This is a genomic window from Streptomyces sp. NPDC001515 (assembly GCF_053597115.1).
The window spans coordinates 114472-136242 of record NZ_JBSFHN010000022.1 but is presented as its reverse complement, the minus strand read 5'-3'; the positions used below and the strand labels follow the sequence as shown (position 1 = coordinate 136242).

Below are 21771 nucleotides of genomic sequence, written 5' to 3'. Positions count from 1 at the left end.
AAGGCCGGTTGCCGGTGACGGCGGCCGGGCGGGCGCTGCCGCCGGAGTGGGCGGCGCTGTGCCGGACCCTGCGGGAGCTGCGCGCGGAGACGGGCCTCAGTCTGGTGGCGCTCGCCGCCAAGTCCCCGTACAGCAAGTCGTCGTGGGAGCGCTACCTCAACGGCCGTACGCTGCCGCCCCGTCAGGCGGTCGAGCGGTTGTGCGTTCTGGCCGGGGCGGATCCCCGGCGCGCGCTCGCCCAGTGGGAGTTGGCCGAGACGGCGTGGAGCGGCCGGGCGGGCGAGGCCGGGGCGGTTGCGTCGGAGGGGGCGGGTGCTGACGGAGCAGCGTCAGGCGTGACGGCCCCGGACGGCAGGAAGTCGGACGGCAGGGCAGCCTCGGACGGCAGGAAGTCGGACGGCAGGGCAGCCTCGGACGGCAGGGCTTCGGACAGGGCGGTGCCGGTCCCGGGGGCCGGGAGCGGTGCGGAGGGCGGTGCCCGGTGGTGGTCCGGGCGTCGGGCGTATCCGTGGGTGCTGGGCGCGGTGGCGCTGGTCGTGGTCGCCACGACGCTCACGGTGCTGCTCCGCCCCGGTCCGTCGGCGGAGCCGGGCCCGGCCGGGGGCGCGCGGCCCGCGACGACGGCGTCGGCCGTGGGGCCCGGCTGCCACGGACCCGGCTGCACGGGCAAGGACGCCGAGGACCTGGAGTGCTCCAACTTCGCGGAGCCGCCGACGACCCTCGGGGAACAGCGGCTCGACGGAACCGTGGTGAAGGTCCGGCACTCCGCCGTGTGCGAGACGGTCTGGGCCCGCATCGACCGGGGGACGGAGGGCGACGTGGTGGAGGTGCTGGTCCCGGGCGGGCGGACGCAGCGGACCGTCGTCCGGGACCGGTTCGACGCCTCGGCCTCGATCTCCACGCCGATGGCCGCCGCGGCCGGCGATCTGCTGACCCGCGTACGGGCCTGTCTGGTCCGGGACAGGACGCGGCACTGCTTCACCGCCTCGGACCACGGCTGACCACCGCCTCCGCCGGGACCGCCGGACACAGCCCCGTCCGGTCCGGTGGCGGGCCGGGGCCGGGACCCCGGCCGGGCGGCGCGCCTCGGTCGTAGGCGATGCCCCGCGCGGCACCCCTCCGTCGAAGTCAGTCGAAGTCGATGCCCCGCGCGGTCAGGACGGCGGTGTCGAACGACGCGCCTATGCTGCAGTTCTCGATGCCGCCGATCATGCGCAGATGCGGCAGCAGGTCCAGGTCGTCCAGGGACGCGATGTCGTAGAGGTCGTCCTCGCCGTCCCAGACCGGTGAGCACTCCTGGTACACCCGGAGCCCGCCGTCGACGTCGAGCGTGTCGACCGTCGCGAGCAGCTCCGGACTGATCTCCAGCGCCTCGAAGTACGCGCGCGCCTCGGGGAGCACGGTGTGTGCGAGGCCGTTGGCGTACGCGTACCCCTGGGGGTCGTTGATCCCCTTCTCCTTCAGGCGGTCGGCGATCCGGAAGGCCGGGGTGAGCGCATCGGTGGCGTACATGAGGCGCTCGATGACGAGCAGCTTGAAGTTGAAGTCGCGGAAGGTCGTCATGCGGCCGAGCGTAACGGCCGGGTCCGACAGCGAGCCCTCGTGCGTGTGTGGTTGACACCGTTGGCTATCACCATTAGCTTTTAGCTATTCCAGTTAGCCACTGGTCGGTGAGCAGGTGGACCGGCCGGACGGTCACGTCAAACAGGGGGTTGTGATGACCGAGTACCTCACCGTCGACGGCGGCACCATCGCGTACGAGGTCGCCGGGGCCGGTCCGCTGATCGTTCTGGCGCACGGCATGGGCGACAGCCGCGTCGCGTACCGGTCGGTGGTGCCGGCGCTGGTGGCGGCGGGCTACCGGGTGGCGGCGGTCGACCTGCGCGGCTGCGGCGAGTCCGGCACCGCCTGGTCGGACTGGAGCCGCACGGCCATCGCCGGTGACCTGATCGCGCTCGTACGCCACCTGGGCGGGCCGGCGGTCCTCGTCGGCCACTCGATCTCCGGAGGGGCGGCCACGATCGCCGCCGCCCAAGAACCCGCCCTGGTCAGCGCGGTCGTGGAGCTGGCGCCGTTCACCCGGAAGCAGTCGTTCCGGCTGAGTGACCTGCGGGTCGGGCGGCTGCGGCGCGGGATGACGCGGCTGCTCGGCGCGGTGATGTTCGGCAGCCTCCGGCTGTGGCGCGGCTATCTGGACGTCGCCTACCCCGGGGCGAAGCCGGCCGGCTGGGAGGCGCGGCTCGACGGGATCGGGGCGATGCTGAGCGAGCCCGCCCGGATGAAGGCGTTCCAGGGCATGGGCCGTTCCGCGCCGACGGACGCGGGCGAGCGGCTGTCCGACGTCCGCTGCCCGGTCCTGGTCGTGATGGGTACGCTCGACCCCGACTGGGCCGACCCGCACGCGGAGGGCACGGCCGTCGTCGACGCCCTGCCGGCCGGTCTCGCCCGCCTCGACATGATCGAGGGCGCCGGGCACTACCCCCACGACCAGTTCCCCGACCAGGTGGTTTCGCTCATGCTCGCTTTCCTCGCATCGGACGCCGTCCGTGCCTAGGGCCGGCCTCGACACGGCCTCCGTGGTCGCGGCGGGTGCGGCCCTCGCCGACGAGGTGGGCCCGGGAAACCTGACGATGGGCTCCCTGGCCCAGCGGCTCGGCGTACGCGCGCCGTCCCTGTACAAGCACGTGGCCAACCAGGAGGACCTCAACCGCCGCATCGCGGCCCTGGCCCTGGAGGAGGCCGCCGAGACGGTCGGCGGGGCCGTCCAGGGGTACGCGGGCCGCGACGCCCTCGCCGCCGCCGCGCGTGCGTTCCGCGCCTTCGTCGTCGAGCACCCCGGCCGGTACGCCGCCGCCCTCGGCCTGGCGCCCACCGGCCCGGACGACCCGCTCGCCGCCGGAAGCCGGAGTCTGCTCGCCGTGTTCTCCGCCGTCCTGCGCGGTTACGAGATCGCGGATTCTCAGATGCCCCACGCCCTGCGCATGCTCCGCAGCCAGTTCCACGGCTTCGCCACCCTCCAGGCGGCCGGCGGCTTCCGCTGGAGCACGGACGTCGACGAGAGCTTCGACTGGATGATCACCTTCATGGACCACGGGCTGCGGAGGCTCTGAGGAGTGGTGTGCGGCGGGGTGCCGGGGAAGGGACCTTCCCTCGCCCCTGGTTCACCCGAACCCGTGACGGTCCGTGCATCTCGGCCCTAAGGTGTGCCGGTGATCTTCAACAGGAAGCCCCGGGTTTCGCGCCTCACCGACCTGCTGTCCGAGCTGGAGGAGGCCGTCTCGCTCCGCGACGGCGACCGGACCGGACAGGCCTTCAACGCCGTGCTGAACACGGTCCAGTCGGCCTCCGACGCCGAGTGCGCCGACGCCGGTCCCCGGCTGGCGGCCCTGATACCCGCCTTCCCGCCCACCGGCCCCCGCCCCGTGCTGGCGATGGCGGCCGGCTACTGCGTCGAACGCGGTGCCGACCCCGTGGCCTGTGCGGAACCGGTCATCGACGGCGTACGCAAGGACCTGCGGGACGCCCTTGAGTTCGCCCGCCGCTGGAACGCGGGCGGCCCGGCCGGGGAGGCGCTGCCCGAACCGGACCAGAAGATCATCGACGACGCGCTCCTCGCCCGCCTGGACGACGACCCGTACGAGGCGACCCGCCTCGCGCTGGCCTGGTGCTCGCTCGACACCTGGCAGCCGCCCGCCCTCGCCGTGCTCTGCCGCAGCACCGAGGTCCGCAGGCGGTACGGGGCCGCGCTGCTCCCCGAGTCCCGGGCGGTGGAGGCCCTGGAGTGCCACGACCTCAAATGCCTGTCCTACGCGGCGGCCGTCCTCGACGACGAACCGCTCATCGTCCTCCACCGGCCCACGGGCGCCGGGTTCGAGGTGCGGATCGGCGGCATCGGGGACAACTTCCAGCTGCACACCCTGCTCGCCCACGTCCTGATCGGCGGCGGCCACCTGCCCGGCACCGCGCCCTCGGCGGAGAGCGTCCGCCTGGCGACCGACCCCGCGCCCGCCGAGGGGCGCAGCGACGCCGTCGCGACCGGCAGCTTCGAACTCCTCGCCCCGGACGGCGAACGCATCTGGAACGAGGGGCTCCCCGAGGACATCCCGGTGGTCGGGGACCGCCGCCTCCTCGTCCTCGACACCCCCGCCTACACCCGCAGCTGGAACGCCGACCGCTTCTTCCCGCACCTTCCGGGAACGGCCGCGCTCAGCCGCGTCCTCCCCGCCGAGGAGGCCGGCGCGTGGTTCGCCCGTACGACCCTGCCCGCCGGGGCATGATCGGCACATGACCAGCGGCGACCGGCGACGGACCGGCGGGCCGGCCGGTCGCCGGGGCATCAGCAGGGGGGAGGACGCCGTCATGAGCCGTGCCACCGAGGAGTCCAACCGGCGGATGCTGCGGGCCAGGGACGCCATGGACCGCGCATACGCCGAACCGCTGGACGTCGCGGCGCTGGCCCGGCTCGCCCATGTCTCCGAGGCGCACTTCTCGCGGACCTTCCGCGCCACGTTCGGCGAGACGCCGCACCGCTACCTCCAGCGGCGCCGCGTGGAGCGCGCGATGTTCCTGCTGCGCGAGACCGACCGCAGCGTCACGGACATCTGCTTCGAGGTCGGCTTCGGCAGCACGGGCACGTTCAGCCGCACCTTCAGCGCCGTCGTCGGCCGGTCACCCCGGGCGTACCGCAGGGACGCGGTGGCCGCGGGCGTCCCCACCTGCTTCACGATGGCGTGGACCCGGCCCAGCGGCTGAACGGCCGGGCCGGGGACGGGCCGAGGGGACGCGGGGCCGGTGACGGGGCGTCGGGCCGGCCGCCGGAGCCGAACCGGGAACGGAACCGGAGGGGGAGGAAACGAACCGGGACCGGGACCGAACCGGGACCGGGCCCGGAACCGAGCAGTTTCGGATAAGTTTTCGCGCCGCGGCCTCCCTAGCCTGGACGCATGTTCACCGCCATCACGCACTCGCAGATGTACGTACTCGACCAGGACGAGGCCCTCGACTTCTACGTCGGCAAGCTCGGCCTGGAGATCGCCGCCGATGTCGACCTGGGTTTCATGCGCTGGCTCGCGGTCAGCGTGCCGGGACACCCCGAGCGCCAGCTCCTGCTGGAGCGGCCGGGGGCGCCGGCGATGTCCGAGGAGACGGCGGCGCAGGTCCGCGACCTGATCACGAAGGGGGCGATGGGCGGCTGGCTCATCCTCACCACGGACGACTGCCGCAAGACCTACGAGACGCTGCTCGCCCAGGGCGTCGAGTTCACCGAGGAGCCCACCGAGCGCCCCTACGGCATCGACTGCGGCCTGCGCGACCCGTTCGGCAACCGCCTCCGCTTCACGCAGCCGAAGACCGACTGACCCCGGCCCGGAAACAGACCGGCCCCGGACTCCGGGCCCCCGTGGACAGGGGGTTCGGGTGGTCCGGGGCTCCGGGCGCGGTCCGGCCGGGGAGGTCAGGGCTTGGTGGTGGCCGACTGCATGGAGGACACGGCGTCCGCGATCGACGTCCGGTAGAGGCCCAGCTTCGGGGTGCCGACCTTCGCGCCCGGGGGGAGCGGGTAGCCCTCCTGCTCGGCGTTGGACATGTTGTCGCCGTCGACGAGCACGTTCATCTCGTCCGGCCAGGTCAAGCCGTTGCCGCCGCCCGGGTTGATGTCGATGACGGCGAAGGCGGACGCCCCCGGCCTGACCGGGTACGCCGGGGCGCCCCCGAGTCCGCCCGGGACGAGCGGGATGACGTCACCGCTGTGGTCCGTGGCGTTCTGGGCACCGATGCTGACGCGCGGGTAGTAGCTCAGACCGCAGGAGGAGGGCCCGTTGTTGGCGACCTGGATGACCTGCTGGGTGGCCGAACCCTCCCGGGGGTAGACCCGCACGGTCAGGTCCCCCTTCTGGCACGGGTGCTTGTACGCGTAGTCGTCGCCGGTGTTCCCGCCGCCGCCGCTGGAGGTGCCGGTCTTCGTGGCGCCGCCCGTGGACGTGCCCGCACCCGAGCCGGACGACTTCGCGGAGTCTCCGCCGGAGTTCCCGGAGCCGCCGCCGGAGGTCGTGGTGGCGGCGTCCGAGGTCTGGCCGCCGTCCTTCGACGTGGTCGTGGCCTCGGCGGAGGACGCCGGGCCGGCCGACTTCGTGCCGCTGCCGTCGTCGCCGCCGCAGGCGGTGAGCGCGAGGGCGAGGACGGCGGTGGCGGCGGCACCAAGGGTGGCGGTGCGCCGGCGGGTGCGGATCGTACGCATGAGAAATCCCCGATGTGTGTGGCGGTCGAGTGGGACGGTGCGGTCGCGGCCCGGACTCGGCGGCGAACCGCTCCCCCGTCCGGCCTGCTGACTTCTGAAGCTTCCCGCCCTCCGCTCATGTCCGGCTAACGCCTCCCTGACGTCCCGCTGATGTCCGTCGGGAGGGCTGCGGCCCCCGTTCGGTCGGGCATCCTTCGGGTGGGCGCGTGCACGGCCTCGGGCACGGAAGACGTCTGTGCGCTACGTCACCCGTGACTTCTGCGGTCTGATCACCGTTAGATGTGATGTGCCCAAGCCTGCCGTCTCGGTCGAGACCCCCTCGTTGACCGCTCCGGAACCCGCGCCCGTGCCCTTTCTGCTGACGCCACGGCAGGGAGACGCCGCGCGTGAACTGCTGTCGTACGTGGCGGGGCTGCCGCTGACGACAGCCGACGCGCAGTTGCTGGCCGTCGTCGTGGGAATCCGGGCGGCGCGGGCCGGGGTGGGCAACCTGACCGGGACGGATCTGCGGTCCCTGCGGCTGGACGATCCGGAGGCGGCCGTCGCGGAGGTGGCGGGCGCCGGCTGGCGGGTGCCGGACGCGCTGCTCCACGGGGAGCCGGACAAGCCCGCCGGGATCGTGGTCCCGGAGATGGCGCCGGGACCGGACCATGTGATGCCGCTGGGCAAGGGCACCCGGTCCAAGGTCTCGGGATGGGCCATGCGGGCGCGGATGGCCAAGCCGGTGAAGAAGACCTCGTCGGCGGTCCGGCTGGCCGCCCTGTTCCTGGCCGCGCACAGCACGGACGAGCTGGTGGGCGAGGCGCCCGCCGACTTCCCCGCCGTCTGTTACGGGGCGGTGCCGGTGCTCCTGGAGAAGGGGTTCCTCGCCGAGATCACCGGGCGTACGTACCGGCTGGGCGACGGCGTCCGGCATCTCGCCGGGCGCTTCCGCACGCCCGAGGAGGCCGCCGCCCTGGAGGCCGCCGAGGCCGAGCGGCGGGAGGCGCGGAAGGCGGCGGCCGCCGCCGCGCTCGTGGAGATCACCCCCGCGCAGTGGGCCGCATGGAAGGGCGGCCTCAGCCCCGCGCTGCTGCGGCACGTGGAGTCGGTCGAGCAGTGCGCGCTCTGCCAGTGCACGTTCTCCCGGGTGACCAAGGCGTTCATGTCCGAACCCACCCCCGTGCCCGCGCCCCGCCCCGAGAGCGGCGCCCTGGAAGCGTGGCACCTCCGGTACCCCGAGGCCGGCCGCGAGGCCGCCGAGTTCACCGTCGCCTTCCGCGTCGAGCACGGCCACGGCCCTTCCTACGGTCAGCTCTGGAAGGGGCTCGGCTGGAAGAAGCTCTCCCGGGCGCTGCGCGGCCTCGTCATCAGCGGGCTCATCGCCGACGGCTGGCTCACCGAGACGGCCCCCGTGCCGTGGACCTTGCGCCCGGGGAAGGCCGCCCAGCGGCAGGGGATCACCCTGCCGGGACAGACGCCCGCCGCACGGGGCGCGGCGAAGGGGACGGGTACGGCGCGGTAGGCCGTGTGGCCGGGACGCGTGGCCGGAACGCGTGGCGAGGCCGCGTGGTGAGGCCGGGTGAGAGGCCGGGGCCGGTGCCCGGCTAGCCGGCCGGGTGCTCGGTGGCGGGCGGGGCCCCGTCCCGTACGGACGCACGGGACGCCAGCACCAGTTTCGCCGCGATGAGCAACGCCGTGACCAGGCCGGTCAGCAGGACCGGGGACGGGGTGAAGGTCACGGCCAGGACCGCGACCGCGGCGAGCGGCTGGAGCAGGGTGGTTCCGGCCCACAACGCGGGCCCCCGGTGGTGGAGCAGCCACACCAGCGTGATGAAGACGGCCACCGGGACCGTGTAGACGGCCGCCGCCGCGCGCTCCGACAGATGCCCGTGCCCGTTGGCGTGCGCGACGTTCAGCGCGAGGCCCGCGCCGACGGCCGCCGCCGAGGCGAAGACGGCGTAGTGGCCGTACCCCCACATCAGCGCCGCGCGCAGGGAGTCCAGGCGGACGGGGGTGCGCGGGGCGAAGTACAGCCACCACAGGGCGAACACCGTGAGGATGCCGCCGACGACGAGCGGCGCCAGCTCGCCGATGCCCGCCTCGCCGTCGAGCGCGGCCCGTACCGCCCCGGTCGCCGCCGTGATCGACTCACCGAGCACGATCAGGGTGAACAGCCCGTACCGCTCCACGATGTGGTGCGGGTGCCAGGTGGTGGTGATCCGGTGCTCGGCCCAGGCGGGGACGGCGAGTTCGGCCACGACGAGGACCGCGAACGTCACACCGCCCACGCTCTCCGGCAGGGCGAGCCGTACGACCCAGCCGATCTGCACCAGGAAGATCCCGGCCGCGTACCGCAGACAGCACCCCCGCCGCTCGCGATCGGCCCGCGCGGCCCGCAGCCACTGCGTGACCATAGCCAGCCGCATGATCACGTAACCCCAGGTGATGACCGTGAAGTCCTCGTGCCGCAGCGCCTCGGGCGCGCCCGCCGCCAGCACCAGCGCGCCGGTGATCTGCACCAGGGTCAGCAGCCGGTACGGGACGTCGTCGGTGTCGTAGGCGGAGGCGAACCAGGTGAAGTTCATCCACGCCCACCAGATGGCGAAGAACACCATCGCGTAGCCGAGGACCCCGTGGCCGACGCGTCCCGAGGCCAGTTCCTCCTCGAACGCCGAGGCCGCCTGGGCCACGGCCGTGACGAAGCAGAGGTCGAAGAACAGCTCCAGCATCGTCGCCGTACGGTGCTTCTCGTCGGCGAGGCGGGCGACCATGGGGCGGTGCCAGGCGTCGGCACGGGGCGCGGGGGGTGAATGGCTCATGAGGAGGCATTCTTCCGGCTGTTCCCGCCGCACGGCGGACGCGGCGGCGCCGTCGCGCGTGGGGGACCGCCGTTCCGTGGCGGGTAAACGGGTGGCGGGCAAACGGGTGGCGGGGCGGGGAGGCGCGCTGCCACACTCGGCGGCATGACTCAGGGAATCGAGAACACCCCCACCCGTTGAGCGCCCCGGACGCGCGCGGAGCGCACTCCCCTCGGCCCTCGTTGTACGCCACGGCCCTCCGCGTCCGGCACGCGGAACCGGAAGGACGCTGGTCGACGCCGTACGCGGAGCCGACCGCACGGACCGGCCCAGGAGCCGGCAGAGGCAGAGGCACAGGCAGGGGCAGAGGGAAGCGGCCCCCTCGCCGTACGTGGCCGCAGACGCGTGAGCTGATGACCGGGCTGCTGGCGCCTCTCCTCACGGCCCCGGACCCCGTCCGCGCGGCGCGCGCCCTCCACCGAGGTCTGTCGGATCTCGACCCGCCGGTCCGGCCGCAGCACGTTCCTCGGCTGCTGCGGCAGCTCCCGTCGCCCACCGGTCCCCAGGAAACGGGACGCGTACGGGCGTTCGCGCGGCAGCTGGCCCGTACGGCGGAGCTGCCCACGGCCGCCTGGGTGGGCATCGTCCTCCTCGCCCGGTTCGGTACGGCACAGGACGTGCCCGTCCTGCGGACCCTCGGGTTTCTGCGTGATCTCGTCCCGCCCGTGGTGGCCGCGCTCGACGCGCTGGACCGCCGTACGGCGGCCGTCGTCCGGCTCCGGGACACGGACGGGGCGGGCGGAGCGCGCGCCCTGGCCGCGCTGGCGGAGAACGCCGACGGCCGCCCCGACGCGCGGGCCGTACGGGAGCGGCTCCTCGCCCTGCACCGGGTGACGGCCCCGGAGACGGCCCGCAGGATCGCGGAGGCGGCGGGCCCGGCCGTGGGCTGGGACGAGGGTCCGGGCGGGGACCGTACGGGCCAGGGCCCTGGCGGGGACCGTACGGGTTCCGCCGGCGAGGACGTCGGACCGCCGGTCCGGCGCCTCCGCTCCCAGGCCGACCCGGAACTGACGGCGCTGCTCGGTGCGCTGTTGTTCCGGATGACCAGTCTGCGCGGTGACCAGGCGGAGATCATGGCCTACTCCGCGGCCCCGTCCGCCTACGAGGCGTTCGCGTCCGGGGCCGGCCGGCTCGCGCCGACCCTGGACCACTACGCCCTGGTGGTGTCAGCCGCCGACGAACTGCGCAGCGGTTCCGGTCCGTTGCACCGGTGGCGGCCGGGTCGCCGGGCGGCCGTGCTCGCCGCACTGGATTCCGTTCTGGACCGTCCCGCGTGGAAGGCGGTGCTGCTCGATGATTCCGGTTCCCGCCCGGAAGGGGACCGGAACGGAGTCGGGGACGGTGGAGGAGAAGGCGCGGGGGACGCCGTCGAGCGGCGGCGCAGACGCGCCTGGGCCCGGCGGTCCCGGCTGCGGCGGCCGGCACGCGGTGCGGGGGGTACGGGCGATGCGGTGACCGATGGCGATGAGGCCGGTGTGGGGGCGCGGTTGCGGATCGAGGTGGTCGAGCGCGACCCGGCCGATCCGGACGTCATCGAGGCCCGGATCCTGGTCGACGGACGGCCGCTGGTCCCGGAGTACTTCGGCCGGGGACCGGCGGCCTCACCCGAGTACCTGCTGGACCGGGGCCTGCTGCGGGCCACCGACGAGCCGCGTGAGGTGTGCCTCGCGGAGGCGTACTGCTCCGAGGGCTGCTGCGGAGCCCTGTACGTGACGATCCGTCGCGAGGGGGATGGGGTGCGGTGGTACGGGTGGCGGTGCCCGGCTCCGCCGCCCTCCCCGTTGCACCCCCGCGAGCTGCCCGAACTCCGCTTCGACGCCGCCGCCTACGACGCCGAGGTCGCCCGCGCGGAGCGTGACGACTCCTGGACCTGGCCCGCCCGGCGCACCGCCCGCCTGGTCGTCGCCGCGCTCCGCGACCGGCCGGAGCTGCTGGAGCGGTGGGGAGTGCGGCTGTCCTGGGCGGGCACCGAGTTCCGGAACCCGGAGGTGACCGCCCTCTCCCTCCTCTACGACCGGGGGGACGGCTACGACGCGCAGTACCTCTGGCTCCTCCCGGACGACGGAACCCCGCCCGAGGACCGCGCGGCCGCCGTCCTGGAACGCCTCGCGACGGTGGACCCGCGGACGTACGGCGGTGACGGGGGGTGACGGGGCCGCCCGGTCCACCGTTCGGGTGATCCCCGGAGCGGTGCGCCCGGCCGCCGGGGCCCGGACGAGCGCGGGAATCCGCACGCGTCCGGGCCCCCGCGCGTCCGGCGGCGCGGCATGTCGGGGCCCGCGCGTTTGGGACAGTCCGCTCCACGATCAAGGAGCGGGGTGAGTGGTGTGACCGTGGTGGGGCAGCCCGTCGCGCGGCAACGTCTGAGCGATCTGGCCGGCGGGACGGGGGCGGGGACGGAAACCGGCGGCGGGACGGGGCTGGGGGGCGACGGTGCGGGCCCGGGGGCCGGCGCTTCGGGGCTGGGGGTCGGCGGTACGGGACCAGGGGTCGGGGGTTCGGGGCCGGGCGGCGGCGTCACGGGACCGGGCGGCGGCGATGAACTGAGGCACAGCGAGGGCCCGTGGCTCCGTGCCGCCGGGGGCGCCGAGGCCATGAACGCCCACCTCGGCCCGGTCCGCACCGACCTGGCCACCGCCCACGAGGGCCTCTCCGCCGGCACGGTCGGTCTGACCGCCCTCGCCGAACTCGGCGCCGTCCGCGAGTCCTGGCAACGCCGCTTCGACGCCGCCCGCCACGAATGCGCCTCCCTCGCCGCCGGCCTCCGCACGGTCGCCCGCGCCCAGGGCGAGACCGACGCGTCGGTGAACGCCTCCTTCGCCCCGGTGATGACGGGCCGGGACGCGGGTGGCCGGGGCGGGGGCCGGGGCCGGGGGTTCGAAGGGCTGACGCGGTGAGGGGCGTGGGGCGTGGGGCCAGGAGTGGGGCGTGCGGGTGGGGTGGCGTGATTGAGCGGGGTGGCGCGATGGCTCTTGTGCGGTCCGTGAGTGGGGTGGGGCGATGACGGTCGTGGGGTCGCGGTTGACCTGGGCTCAGTTACGGGACCTGAAGTGCGACGAGCTGGAGGGCGCGGCCGATGGCTGGGGCCGGGCCGGCAACCGGGCCGACGCCGGTCGCGACCGGATCGAGCGCCAGCTTCTGTACGGTCTCCGCGAGACCCAGCACGGCGCGGCGGCGGAGGCGGCCGTGCGGCGGCTGAGCCGACTGGGCCGGAACCTGAGCTACGTCTACACGGAGTGCGGCCTGATCCGTACGGCCCTGAACAGCCTCGCCTTCGAGATGCGGGCCCAGCAGCGGGCGCTGCGCGACGCGTTGGACGAGGCCGCGGCGCTGCGGTTCACGGTGCACGCGGACGGCTCCGTCACGTACCCGGAGGCGGGGGAGGGCCTGATCGCCGGTCAACCGCTCCCCGGCGGCACGGCCTCGGTCGGGCCCGCGCCCGGACTCCTCCCGCCGTCCGGGCTGGTCGCGCCGAACCCGCACGCGGCCCGTGCGCAGGACATCGCGGACCGGGTGGCCGCCGCCGTGCGCACGGCCGCTGAGATCGACTGGCGGTTCGCGGGGATCCTCCGCAAGCTCCGCGCCGAGGAAGGGCTCGGCGTCCCCGACCGCACGTGGACCGACGCCGCGTCCGACGCCGCCTCCGTCCGCGCCGCCGCCCGCGGCTACCTCAAGTCCGCCATCCCGTACGACGCGCCCCCCGCCGGCCGGCGCGCCTGGTGGGCCCACCTCACGGACGAACAGCGCGAGGAGTACCTCGCCGTCTTCCCCGACCAGATCGGCAACCTCGACGGCATCCCCGCCCTCGTCCGCGACACCGCCAACCGCGACAACCTCCAGCTCCTCATCGGAAAGCTCGAGGGAGAGCACGGCGAACGAGCGGAGACCCGACTGGCGGGGCTCCGCGAGATCGACCGGCAGTTACGGGCGGGCGGCGAGCCGCCGATGTACCTGCTCGGCATCGGGGACGAGGGGAATGGGCGAGCGATCGTGTCCTATGGGAACCCGGATACGGCGCGGAATGTTTCAGCTTATGTTCCGGGGTTGAATACGTCGCTGGACGAGGACTTCGCCAAGGGTGACCTCAAGCGGGCACGGGACACGGCGATCGGGATGCAGCAGCATGATCCGTCCAGTGCGTCGATTGTTTGGCTCGGATACGACGCGCCGCAGTCTCCAGATGGCTTCAACAGCCTGGATGTGATGGGCGATGAGCGGGCGGAGAACGGTGGAGCCGCTTTCAATCGTTTCATGGGCGGTGTTTCCGCGACGAATGAGAACGATGATCCTCACCTGACAGCCATCGGCCACTCATACGGGTCGCGCACGGTGGGTGCCGCAACACAGCATGGCGACGGTATTCCGGGGGTTGACGACATCATCTTGGTGGGCAGCCCCGGGGTCGGTGTCGACCGGGCCGATGAGCTTGGTGTGGGTAAAGACCATGTTTTTGTAGGGGCTGCGGAGAACGACGTGGTGACTCACTTGCCGTCGAAACGGCAGAGCGTCGCCGGTGCAGTCGGTTGGGCCGCGGCAGGCCCTGTAGGCGCCTACCTGGTGGGCGACGCGGCTGATCAGGGAGATGACGATCTCTGGTTCGGTAAGGATCCTGCCAGCGAGGCCTTCGGTGCGCGCCGGTTTCCTGTCGACGACGGCCCTCGAGTCGTTAGCGGGCAGGGCGTATCCATCGATGCGCACTCTCAGTACTTCGATCCCGATCGGGATGCGTCGTCTGCAAATAGCATCGCCTTAGTAGCGGCTGGCCAGTCACAGAGGCTCAAATACGAGAGGTACCGATGAGGAGTCGGGTTCTAGAGGTGTTGGTTGCGATTGTCGTGAGTGCAACCTTGTCCGGCTGTGTATCCAGCCAGAAGAGGAGCGATATGGACATGCAAGAAGCCGCAGAGCACGCGGACAAGATTATGGATGCCACGTTGGCGAGCATTGAGCCTGAAGTTCAGTGGGCGCATGGCCCCACCACGACGGGAATCTGCGACGTAACGCGGCGCCGGTCGGTAATGACGGTTGTTTCGGATGACCGAAGGGGTAGCTTCCTGGGGGTTGTGGAGCGGTCCTGGCGAAGCCGGGACTACAGGATCAAAGGGATCAACAATGATCGAGACTCTCCGGCCATTTACGCCCAGACTCGAGGTGGTTTTGGAGTGAGTCTCATTTTTGGGGGAGGCCAAGCCTTCCTCGAAGTCGACAGCCCCTGCGTGAAGGAGTCCGCAGTGGCCGATTCGACAACGCCCCCCAACGGGCCCTCCTACGAGGGCATCTACCCGATCCCCCGCCCCAACATCCACTCCGACTTCTGGTCCGCCAACACCCCGCCCCCCGCCCCCAATGACCGCATTGGCCCAGTCAAGGGCGATTAGGGAGCCCCGGCTGCCGGGATATTGAGTCTGGCATTGGGCCCTGGGGCCCATGCCGAAACCGGTGGGGTTGTGGTCGCATACGGATACCGGGGGGAACCGTCGCTGCGCCCGCTCACAAAGCTGGGGAGACTCTTCGTGTCTGGCATAGGAGAAGTAGCGTTACCCGATGGTGCTGCCCTAGGCACCCCCGAAGTCCGTCCGGGCAGACAGGCGCTGGCGCGCCCGTTGCTCGTCGCTCTGGTTCTCGTCCGTCTACTGTTCGTCGTCACGGTGCTCGGCGCGCTGAACGCGCTGCTCGTGGCCGCTTCCGCCGACGCCGTCACGGGTCGGCTTCTGGGCATGGTGCTGTACGCCATGCTGCCCGGCCTCGCCGGGTTCGTTCTGTCTCTGCGGGTACGGACCGGCGGGGTCCGCATCTGGTACGGGCTGCTGGGCATCCACGCCTGGCTGCTGCTGGGCGCGGTCGCCACGCTCGGGCAGCCGGACAGCGGGCGGGGCTTCACGCCGCTCGTGCTGCCCGTCGTCGTCCTCGTCCTGCTCACGCGCCCGCACGCGCGCGCGTGGTTCCGGCTGGCCCCCGAACACCGCATCCCGGCCGCGCCGTTCAGCCTCCCGCGCATGATGCGCTGGCGCCTCGACACCGGGCAGTCCGCACTGGAGTATGTCGGCCTGATCCTGATCGTCGCGGCCCTCGTCACCGGTCTCGTCACCACGGGGGTCGGCGGGCAGATGGCCGGGCGGTTCCGTACCGCCGTCTGCCAGGTCACCGGCGGTGGCTGCTCGTCCTCGCCCACCGTCGTTGCCGACAGCAGCAAGGGCGGGAACAAGGGCGCCAACGGGGACATCACCGGCGAGGCCGGGACCGGTGAAGGGTACGACGGCGCGACCGTCACCGGAGGCGCCAACGCAGGCGGCGCCAACGGCGCGGATTCCGCCACCGGAGGCTCCGACACCGCCGGAGGCTCCGACACCACCGGTTCCACCACCGCCGGAGGCTCCGGCACCACCGGATCCATCGAGTCCAAGGGTTCCGGCCCCGCCGGATCCTCCGGAGCGACCACCACCACCGGCGGCGCTACCGGCGGCAGCGCCGGAAACAGCGCCGGAAACAGCGCCGGAAACACCACCGAGGGCACCACCTCCTCAGGAGCCGACGCCGGCACCGACGCCGGCACCACCTCCCCCGACAACACCTCCACCGCCGGTTCCTCTTCAGGAGTCGACGCGGGTAGACCCGTCGTCACCGGCGCTTCCGCGCAGGGCGCGTCCGGGGATTCCGGGAATTTCCTCACCGGGCTGGTGGGTGGCGACGGGCTGCTCGGGGACGTGACGGGGGCCGCCGGCGCGATCGCGCACCCGGTGGACACCGCGCGGGACGTCGTCCAGCAGTACGCGCAGGTCGCGCAGAAGGGCGGCGACAAGTGGGGGCGGGGGCAGTACGTGGCCGCCGCCTGGGACGTGGCCAAGGGGCCCGGGGGCATCGGCGGCGCGGTGGCCGGGCTTCCGGGGTCGGGGCCGCGGGTCGAGGCCGCGGTGCGGGACTCGGAGCGGCAGTACCTCAACGGGCGCATACCGACGGGGTCCAGCGCCGCCGGGCGGAAGGCCTGGTGGAACGGGCTCTCGCAGCAGGAGCGTGACCGCTACCTGGAGCTGTCGCCGGACCGGATCGGCAATCTGGACGGCATCCCGGTGGCCGACCGGGACGCCGCCAACCGGCGCCACTTGCCCGATCTGATCAGCAAACTGGAGGGGCAGACCGACAAGCAGTCCAAGGAGAAGCTGGCCGGGCTCCGCGAGATCGACCGGCAGTTGAAGGAGGGCAGCCAGCCCCCGATGTACCTCATCGGCATCAGCGACGAGGGGAACGGGCGGGCCGTCGTCGCGTACGGCAACCCCGACACCTCGCAGAACGTGTCGGCGTACGTACCGGGTCTGAACACCTCCCTCGACGAGGAGTTCGCGAAGAACGACCTCAAGCGGGCCAGGGACACGGCGATCGGCGCCCAGGGCTACGACCCGTCCAGCGCCGCCATCGTCTGGCTCGGCTACGACGCCCCGCAGACCCCGGACGGGCTGAAGAGCCTGGCCGTGGCGGGGACGGCACGGGCCGAGAAGGGCGGTGCCGCGTACGACGACTTCATGGCGGGCATCGCGGCGACCAACCAGAACAAGGACCCGCACATCACCGCGATCGGGCACTCCTACGGGTCCCGTACCGTCGGCGCCGCCACCCAGCGGCTCGGCGGAATACCGGGGGTCGACGACATCATCCTCGTCGGCAGTCCGGGGGTCGGGGTCGACCAGGCGGTCGACCTCGGGGTCGGGGCCTCGCACGTCTTCGTCGGCGCGGCCGAGAACGACCCGGTCACCAAGCTGCCGTCGAAGACCCAGGCGATCGTCGGCGCGATCGGGGGGATCCTCGGCGGTCCGGCCGGAGCGTATCTGGCCGGGGACCTGGCGGATCCGGGCGACGACGACCTCTGGTTCGGCAAGGACCCGGCGAGCAAGGCATTCGGTGCGCGGCGCTTCCCGGTGGCTCCGGGCCAGCCGCTCATCAGCGGGTCCGGGCTGAGCTTCGACGCCCACTCGAACTACTTCAACCCGGCCCGCGACGCCATGTCCGCCGACGCCATTGCTCTTATCGTGTCAGGACACGCCGACCGGCTGAAGATGGAGGAACAGCGATGAGCCGAAGGCTCCAGATCGTCGCGGTGGCTCTGCTCGCCGGCTTCTCGCTTTCCGCCTGCGGCAGCGAGAAGGCCCCGTCGGGCGCGGACGCGGGGACCACCGTCTCGGACAGCCCCTCGGGCACCGGGAAGGACGCGGACAGAGGGGACAAGAAGACGTCCATGGACATGCAGGGGGCCGCCGAGCGGGCCGACGGCATGCTCGACTCCGTCCTGGGGAAGATCGATCCGGAGGTGGAGTGGGCGCACGGCCCGACCACCAAGGGAAGCTGCGACGTCACCCGCAGACGGACCGTCATGACGATCGTCTCCGAGGACCGCCGGCAGGACTTCCTCGACCAGATCGAGGGGATCTGGCGGACCGCCGGCTACCGCATCAAGGCGAAGAACACCGATCCCGTCTTCCCCGCGGTGTACGCCGTGACCAAGGACGGCTTCGGGATCAGCGTCAGCATCCGCGCCCGGGGCCAGGCATTCTTCGAGGCCGACACCCCGTGCGTGAAGGAGTCGGCGGTCGCCGAGTCCACCACCCGGCCCAAGGGCAAGGACTACCGGGGGGTCTATCCGCTCCCCGCGCCCAACGTCCGCTCCACGCACTGGTCCGGGGGCGGTTCGTCGTAACGGCCGCCGCCGTGCCGCTGGTGTGAGCGCCGCCCGTTCCCCCTTCGTACGCGGGGGAGCGGGCGGCGCGCGTGGGCGGGGGCCGGGCCGTGCCGCGGGGCCCGGTCGTGCCCGTCCGTGCCCCGTCGCGCCTCGCCGTGCACCCGCGTGCGCCGTGATGAGTCGTACACACCGTCGAAAGAGCTGATGAACCGCGCCCCGATGAGCGATGGTTGAGGGGTGCGGAAATACTGGATGGCCGGAGGGATCGGTGTCGGCGCCGCGCTGTTGTTCGTGGCGCTGCTCGTCGTCGGTACGTACTCCGCCGCCGCCGGCCTCGGGGGCGGCGGGGGCGGTGCGGTGGGGTTGGCCAAGGGGGCCGTCCCCGCCAAGTACCAGCCCCTGGTGCAGAAGTGGGGCAATCTCTGTCCCGCCATCAACCCGGCGCTGCTTGCCGCCCAGCTCTACCAGGAGAGCGGCTGGAACCCGCGCGCACAGAGCCCGGCCGCCGCGCAGGGCATCGCGCAGTTCATCCCGGGCACCTGGGCCTCGCACGGGATCGACGGCGACAAGGACGGGGACCGCGACGTCTGGGACCCCGCCGACGCCATTCCGTCCGCCGCCTCGTACGACTGCGAACTCGCGGGGTACGTGAAGAAGGTCCCCGGTGACGCGACGAACAACATGCTCGCCGCCTACAACGCCGGTGCGTACCGGGTCATCCGGGCCGGTGGCGTTCCCGCCATCGCGGAGACGCAGAACTACGTCAAGATCATCCGTACGCTGGAGAAGAGCTTCGCCCGGCCCGTCGGGCGGGTGCAGCCCTCGCAGCAGGCGGCCGGGGCCATCTACTTCGCGCAGAAGAAGCTCGGGACGAAGTATCTGTGGGGCGGCAACGGGACGCCGGAGCAGGGCGGGCGCTTCGACTGCTCGGGCCTGACCCAGGCCGCGTACCGGACCGTGGGCATCGACCTGCCACGGGTGGCCAACGACCAGTACAACGCCGGTCCGCACCCCTCGCGGGACGAACTGCTCCCCGGGGACCTGGTGTTCTTCTCCGACGACCTGAACAACTCGCGCGCCATCCATCACGTCGGTCTCTACGTCGGGGGCGGGTACATGATCAACGCCCCCTACACCGGGGCCGTCATCCGCTTCGACAAGATCGACACGCCCGACTACTTCGGTGCGACGAGGGTCACCAAGGACGGTGCGGCGGCGCTGCCGACCGCGCGTCCGGCGGCCTGACCCGCACGCGGCCATGGCCGGAACTCTCCGTGAACCCTGGGCCCTGAGCTGCGACGATGTGTCACTCTTCGATAACGTCATGGTGATCATTCGGTGGAGAGTGGAACGTACGCACGGCACCCGTCGTTCTCTGGGAGGACCGGGGCCACCGCACTGACCGGCGTCGCCCGGTCACGTCATGAGTGATCGAACCGAACACGGGGGTTCGTCAACGCGGCACACAGGGCTGTGCGCCGCAGCAGCAGACAAGGCAAGGGGCCGCGGCAGATGGCTGGACTCGCACTGGATGGGTCGAACCCCGACGTCAGCCTGCTCTACGACATCAACGGGCTGGCCAAGTCCGCTCCCACCTGGTTCGACCGGGTCATGGAGTTCGTCGGCGAGTACGGGATCATGCTCGGCATGGTCCTGGTGGCTCTGTGGTGCTGGTGGAACATGCGCCGGCGCGGCACCCTGGAGGACTCGGTGAGCGGCGTCGCCGGCCTCGTCTGGGCCCCGCTCTCCGCCGGGATCGCCCTCCTGATCAACATCCCGATCCGCGAGTTCGTCGAACGCCCCCGCCCCTTCAAGGACCACGCGGGTCTGGAGGTCCTCGTCGACGGGAAGAACGACTTCTCGTTCGTGAGCGACCACGCCACGATGGCGATGGCCCTCGGCGTCGGCCTCTTCGTCGCCCACCGGAAGTTCGGCATCGCGGCCATCGCGCTCGCCCTCCTCGAAGGGTTCTGCCGGATCTACATGGGCGTGCACTACCCGACCGACGTCGTCGGCGGCTTCGCGCTCGGCACCGCCGTAGCCCTGCTCCTCGCCCCCCTCGCGATGATGCTCCTGACGCCGCTGATGGGCGCCGTCGCCCGCTCCGGCCGGGTCGGCTTCCTGGTGCGCTCGCGCCGCCCGCTCACCGTCGCGCTCCCCGGCGGCCGGGGCGAGGCCATGGGCATCCCCGAGCCGCGCCCGGGTTCGGGCGGCGGCTCCGAGGGGGAGAAGGGGCTCGCCGCCTGACGGACGGCCGCTGTCGCAGGGACGGGGCTCCGGCCTGACGACGGGGCCCGCCGGCTGACGGACGGCGGGCCGGCCCTGCTCCGCATCGCGGGGTGCCGCCTGACGGGCGGGCCGGCCCAGCGCGTCCCTGGGCGCCGCCTTCTCCGTTCGGGTCTAGATCCCCTGCGGGTAGCTGAAGAGCCCCTCCGGGTCGTACGTCTTCTTCACCCCGGTCAGGCGGTCCGCCGCCGCCCCGTAGTAGGCCGTGCGCCAGTCCGTCAGCGACGGGTCCGTGTAGTTCTGGTACGCCGCCCCGGACGCGTACCGGCGCATCGCGGCATGGGTGTCTTTCAGCCACTTCCGCTGGGCGGTGCCGGCTCCGTCGTGGCGCCAGGCGCCGATGTACTGGGCGAGCATCCGGGACCGCCGGTGGACGAACGCCGTGGCCGGCGGATCCACCCGGTTCACCGCCCCGCCCAGCGCGGTCAGCGCCACCGAGCCGCCGCCGCCCTCGTCGCCGCGGAGCCGGCTGAAGGCCTCCGTCCGGTCGAGCAGCGCCCGGATGCCCGCCGGGGGCAGCGAGCGGTCGTAGAAGTCCGAGGCCGCGGCGTACGTCTCGCGCTGGAGGGAGCCCTGCGGATCGCGGCCAGGGGTGGTGCCCGGCAGATGGCACTGCGCGTCGGTGATGCCCGAGCAGCCCGCGTAGACGAGCATCGCCTCCCGGTAGGAGCGGCGGCGCAGCGAGACCGAGGAGGCGGAGGCGCCGATGCGGTCGGCGAGGCGGTCCACCGCGTTCTGGAGGTCGCCGTAGGTGCCGAGGCTGAACGCGGAGACCGACACCGTGGGGTTCCCGCCGCCCGGACCGGCCGCGACGTGGGCGGACGACCAGATCTCGTCCGGCTGGTCCGGGCCCCACTCCTGCCAGGCCGTCAGCACGGCCCGCGCGCGCGACCAGGGCCAGGACATGTACGCGGAGACGGTCCGCGGGGCGGGGTGGGTGCGGAAGCGCAGTTCGGTGACCACGCCGAAGTTGCCGTTGCCCGCGCCGCGCAGCGCCCAGAACAGCTCGGGGTGGTGGGTGGCGTCGGCGGTGAGCGTCCGGCCGTCGGCGGTGACGAGGGTGGCGGCGGTGAGGCTGTCGCAGGTCAGGCCGTACGCCCGGGAGGCGACGCCGTGGCCGCCGCCGAGGGTCAGCCCGGAGACGCCGACCGTGGGGCAGGAGCCGCCGGGGATCGTCACCCCGTGGGCGCCGAGGCCCTGGTAGACGTCGAGGAGCCGGGCGCCGGCGCCGATCGTGCCGTCCGGGGCGACCTTGGAGAGCGCCGAGACGTCGATGACCAGCCGCCCGGTGCCGCTGGACCAGCCCGCGTAGGAGTGGCCGCCGCTGCGGATCGACACCGGTACGGATGCGCGGCGGGCGAAGGCCAGGCACTCCCGGATGTCCGCCGGGTGCCGGACGTAGGCGACGGCGGCCGGTTTCTGTCCGTCGAAGCGGGTGTTGTAGAGGAGGCGGGCCGTCGCGTAGTCCGCGTCGTCCGGCCGGACGAGCGAACCGTCCAGGCTTCCGGCCAGCGCGGACCAGTCCGCCGCCCCGGCGGACGGCGACGCGGTCGGGGACGTCCGCGAGGGGGCCGGAACGCTCGCGGTCGCCGTCCCGGCCGGGGTGGAGCCGCCTGCCGGAGGGCCGGAGCCCGCGCCGTCGCACGCCGTGGCGGTGGCACCGGTGAGCACGGCCGCGGCACCGGCGGTGAGGACGGTGCGCCGGTTGGGCAGGGGCATGGAACCTCCGGGTGGGGGCGGGG

The 21771-nt window shown here is 72.9% G+C and carries 19 protein-coding genes; 15 read left to right on the top strand and 4 right to left on the bottom strand.

Annotated features, from left to right (window positions below; all coding sequences use genetic code 11):
* The first annotated feature begins 14 nt into the window (after window positions 1–14).
* On the top strand, window positions 15–1001 hold the full coding sequence (locus tag ACWCXC_RS23680; protein WP_450890477.1) for a helix-turn-helix domain-containing protein: 987 nt from the start codon (window positions 15–17) through the stop codon (window positions 999–1001).
* A 127-nt stretch (window positions 1002–1128) separates the two neighbouring features.
* On the opposite strand, the gene ACWCXC_RS23675 is transcribed toward ACWCXC_RS23680, so the two are convergent.
* On the bottom strand, window positions 1129–1563 hold the full coding sequence (locus tag ACWCXC_RS23675) for a DUF6892 domain-containing protein (RefSeq protein WP_450685586.1): 435 nt from the start codon (window positions 1561–1563) through the stop codon (window positions 1129–1131).
* A gap of 154 nt (window positions 1564–1717) precedes the next feature.
* Here ACWCXC_RS23675 and ACWCXC_RS23670 point away from each other — a divergent pair, with 154 nt between their 5' ends.
* The 5 genes from ACWCXC_RS23670 to ACWCXC_RS23650 all read left to right on the top strand — a co-directional run bounded on the left by ACWCXC_RS23670 (window position 1718) and on the right by ACWCXC_RS23650 (window position 5357).
* Window positions 1718–2554 carry an alpha/beta fold hydrolase gene (locus ACWCXC_RS23670; protein ID WP_450890463.1) on the top strand — a complete coding sequence of 279 codons (837 nt, stop codon included), beginning with the start codon at window positions 1718–1720 and terminating at the stop codon, window positions 2552–2554.
* A gap of 22 nt (window positions 2555–2576) precedes the next feature.
* Window positions 2577–3110, top strand: a complete 534-nt coding sequence (locus tag ACWCXC_RS23665) for a TetR/AcrR family transcriptional regulator (RefSeq protein ID WP_450685196.1) — start codon at window positions 2577–2579, stop codon at window positions 3108–3110.
* A gap of 99 nt (window positions 3111–3209) precedes the next feature.
* Window positions 3210–4277 carry a hypothetical protein gene (locus tag ACWCXC_RS23660; protein ID WP_450890462.1) on the top strand — a complete coding sequence of 356 codons (1068 nt, stop codon included), beginning with the start codon at window positions 3210–3212 and terminating at the stop codon, window positions 4275–4277.
* Window positions 4278–4359: 82 nt separating this feature from the next.
* Window positions 4360–4752, top strand: a complete 393-nt coding sequence (locus tag ACWCXC_RS23655) for a helix-turn-helix domain-containing protein (RefSeq protein ID WP_450890461.1) — start codon at window positions 4360–4362, stop codon at window positions 4750–4752.
* A gap of 191 nt (window positions 4753–4943) precedes the next feature.
* Window positions 4944–5357: a VOC family protein gene (locus tag ACWCXC_RS23650; RefSeq protein WP_450685170.1), complete on the top strand. Its 414-nt coding sequence runs from the start codon at window positions 4944–4946 to the stop codon at window positions 5355–5357.
* A gap of 95 nt (window positions 5358–5452) precedes the next feature.
* Here the strand turns inward: ACWCXC_RS23650 and ACWCXC_RS23645 are convergent, their stop codons facing one another.
* The gene (locus ACWCXC_RS23645; protein WP_450890460.1) at window positions 5453–6235 is read right to left on the bottom strand and encodes a DUF4232 domain-containing protein; all 783 of its coding nucleotides are present in this window, start codon (window positions 6233–6235) and stop codon (window positions 5453–5455) included.
* Between the two features lie 235 nt (window positions 6236–6470).
* On the opposite strand from ACWCXC_RS23645, the gene ACWCXC_RS23640 reads away from it, so the two are divergent.
* Entirely contained in the window at window positions 6471–7739 is a 1269-nt protein-coding gene (locus ACWCXC_RS23640; protein ID WP_450890459.1) for a hypothetical protein, read from the top strand.
* 82 nt (window positions 7740–7821) lie between these two features.
* Here ACWCXC_RS23640 and ACWCXC_RS23635 read toward each other — a convergent pair whose 3' ends face one another.
* The gene (locus ACWCXC_RS23635) at window positions 7822–9036 is read right to left on the bottom strand and encodes a low temperature requirement protein A (protein ID WP_450890458.1); all 1215 of its coding nucleotides are present in this window, start codon (window positions 9034–9036) and stop codon (window positions 7822–7824) included.
* A 392-nt stretch (window positions 9037–9428) separates the two neighbouring features.
* Here ACWCXC_RS23635 and ACWCXC_RS23630 point away from each other — a divergent pair, with 392 nt between their 5' ends.
* The 8 genes from ACWCXC_RS23630 to ACWCXC_RS23595 all read left to right on the top strand — a co-directional run bounded on the left by ACWCXC_RS23630 (window position 9429) and on the right by ACWCXC_RS23595 (window position 19990).
* Entirely contained in the window at window positions 9429–11225 is a 1797-nt protein-coding gene (locus tag ACWCXC_RS23630; RefSeq protein WP_450890457.1) for a hypothetical protein, read from the top strand.
* A 168-nt stretch (window positions 11226–11393) separates the two neighbouring features.
* Window positions 11394–11972 (top strand): hypothetical protein, encoded by a 579-nt coding sequence (locus ACWCXC_RS23625; protein ID WP_450890456.1) that lies wholly within the window; start codon window positions 11394–11396, stop codon window positions 11970–11972.
* A 103-nt stretch (window positions 11973–12075) separates the two neighbouring features.
* Window positions 12076–13875, top strand: a complete 1800-nt coding sequence (locus ACWCXC_RS23620) for an alpha/beta hydrolase (RefSeq protein ID WP_450890455.1) — start codon at window positions 12076–12078, stop codon at window positions 13873–13875.
* Window positions 13872–14453, top strand: coding sequence for a hypothetical protein (locus tag ACWCXC_RS23615; protein WP_450890454.1), 582 nt, complete (start codon window positions 13872–13874; stop codon window positions 14451–14453). Before ACWCXC_RS23620 ends, ACWCXC_RS23615 begins: the two co-directional genes overlap by 4 nt.
* Window positions 14454–14678: 225 nt before the next feature.
* The gene (locus ACWCXC_RS23610) at window positions 14679–17141 is read left to right on the top strand and encodes an alpha/beta hydrolase (RefSeq protein ID WP_450890453.1); all 2463 of its coding nucleotides are present in this window, start codon (window positions 14679–14681) and stop codon (window positions 17139–17141) included.
* Entirely contained in the window at window positions 17138–17761 is a 624-nt protein-coding gene (locus ACWCXC_RS23605; protein ID WP_450685179.1) for a hypothetical protein, read from the top strand. Before ACWCXC_RS23610 ends, ACWCXC_RS23605 begins: the two co-directional genes overlap by 4 nt.
* A gap of 234 nt (window positions 17762–17995) precedes the next feature.
* Complete coding sequence (locus tag ACWCXC_RS23600) at window positions 17996–18988, top strand: C40 family peptidase (protein ID WP_450890452.1); 993 nt, start codon at window positions 17996–17998, stop codon at window positions 18986–18988.
* A gap of 267 nt (window positions 18989–19255) precedes the next feature.
* Window positions 19256–19990, top strand: a complete 735-nt coding sequence (locus ACWCXC_RS23595; RefSeq protein ID WP_450685181.1) for a phosphatase PAP2 family protein — start codon at window positions 19256–19258, stop codon at window positions 19988–19990.
* A gap of 153 nt (window positions 19991–20143) precedes the next feature.
* Here ACWCXC_RS23595 and ACWCXC_RS23590 read toward each other — a convergent pair whose 3' ends face one another.
* Entirely contained in the window at window positions 20144–21748 is a 1605-nt protein-coding gene (locus ACWCXC_RS23590; RefSeq protein ID WP_450890451.1) for an FAD-binding oxidoreductase, read from the bottom strand.
* Window positions 21749–21771 lie beyond the last annotated feature (23 nt).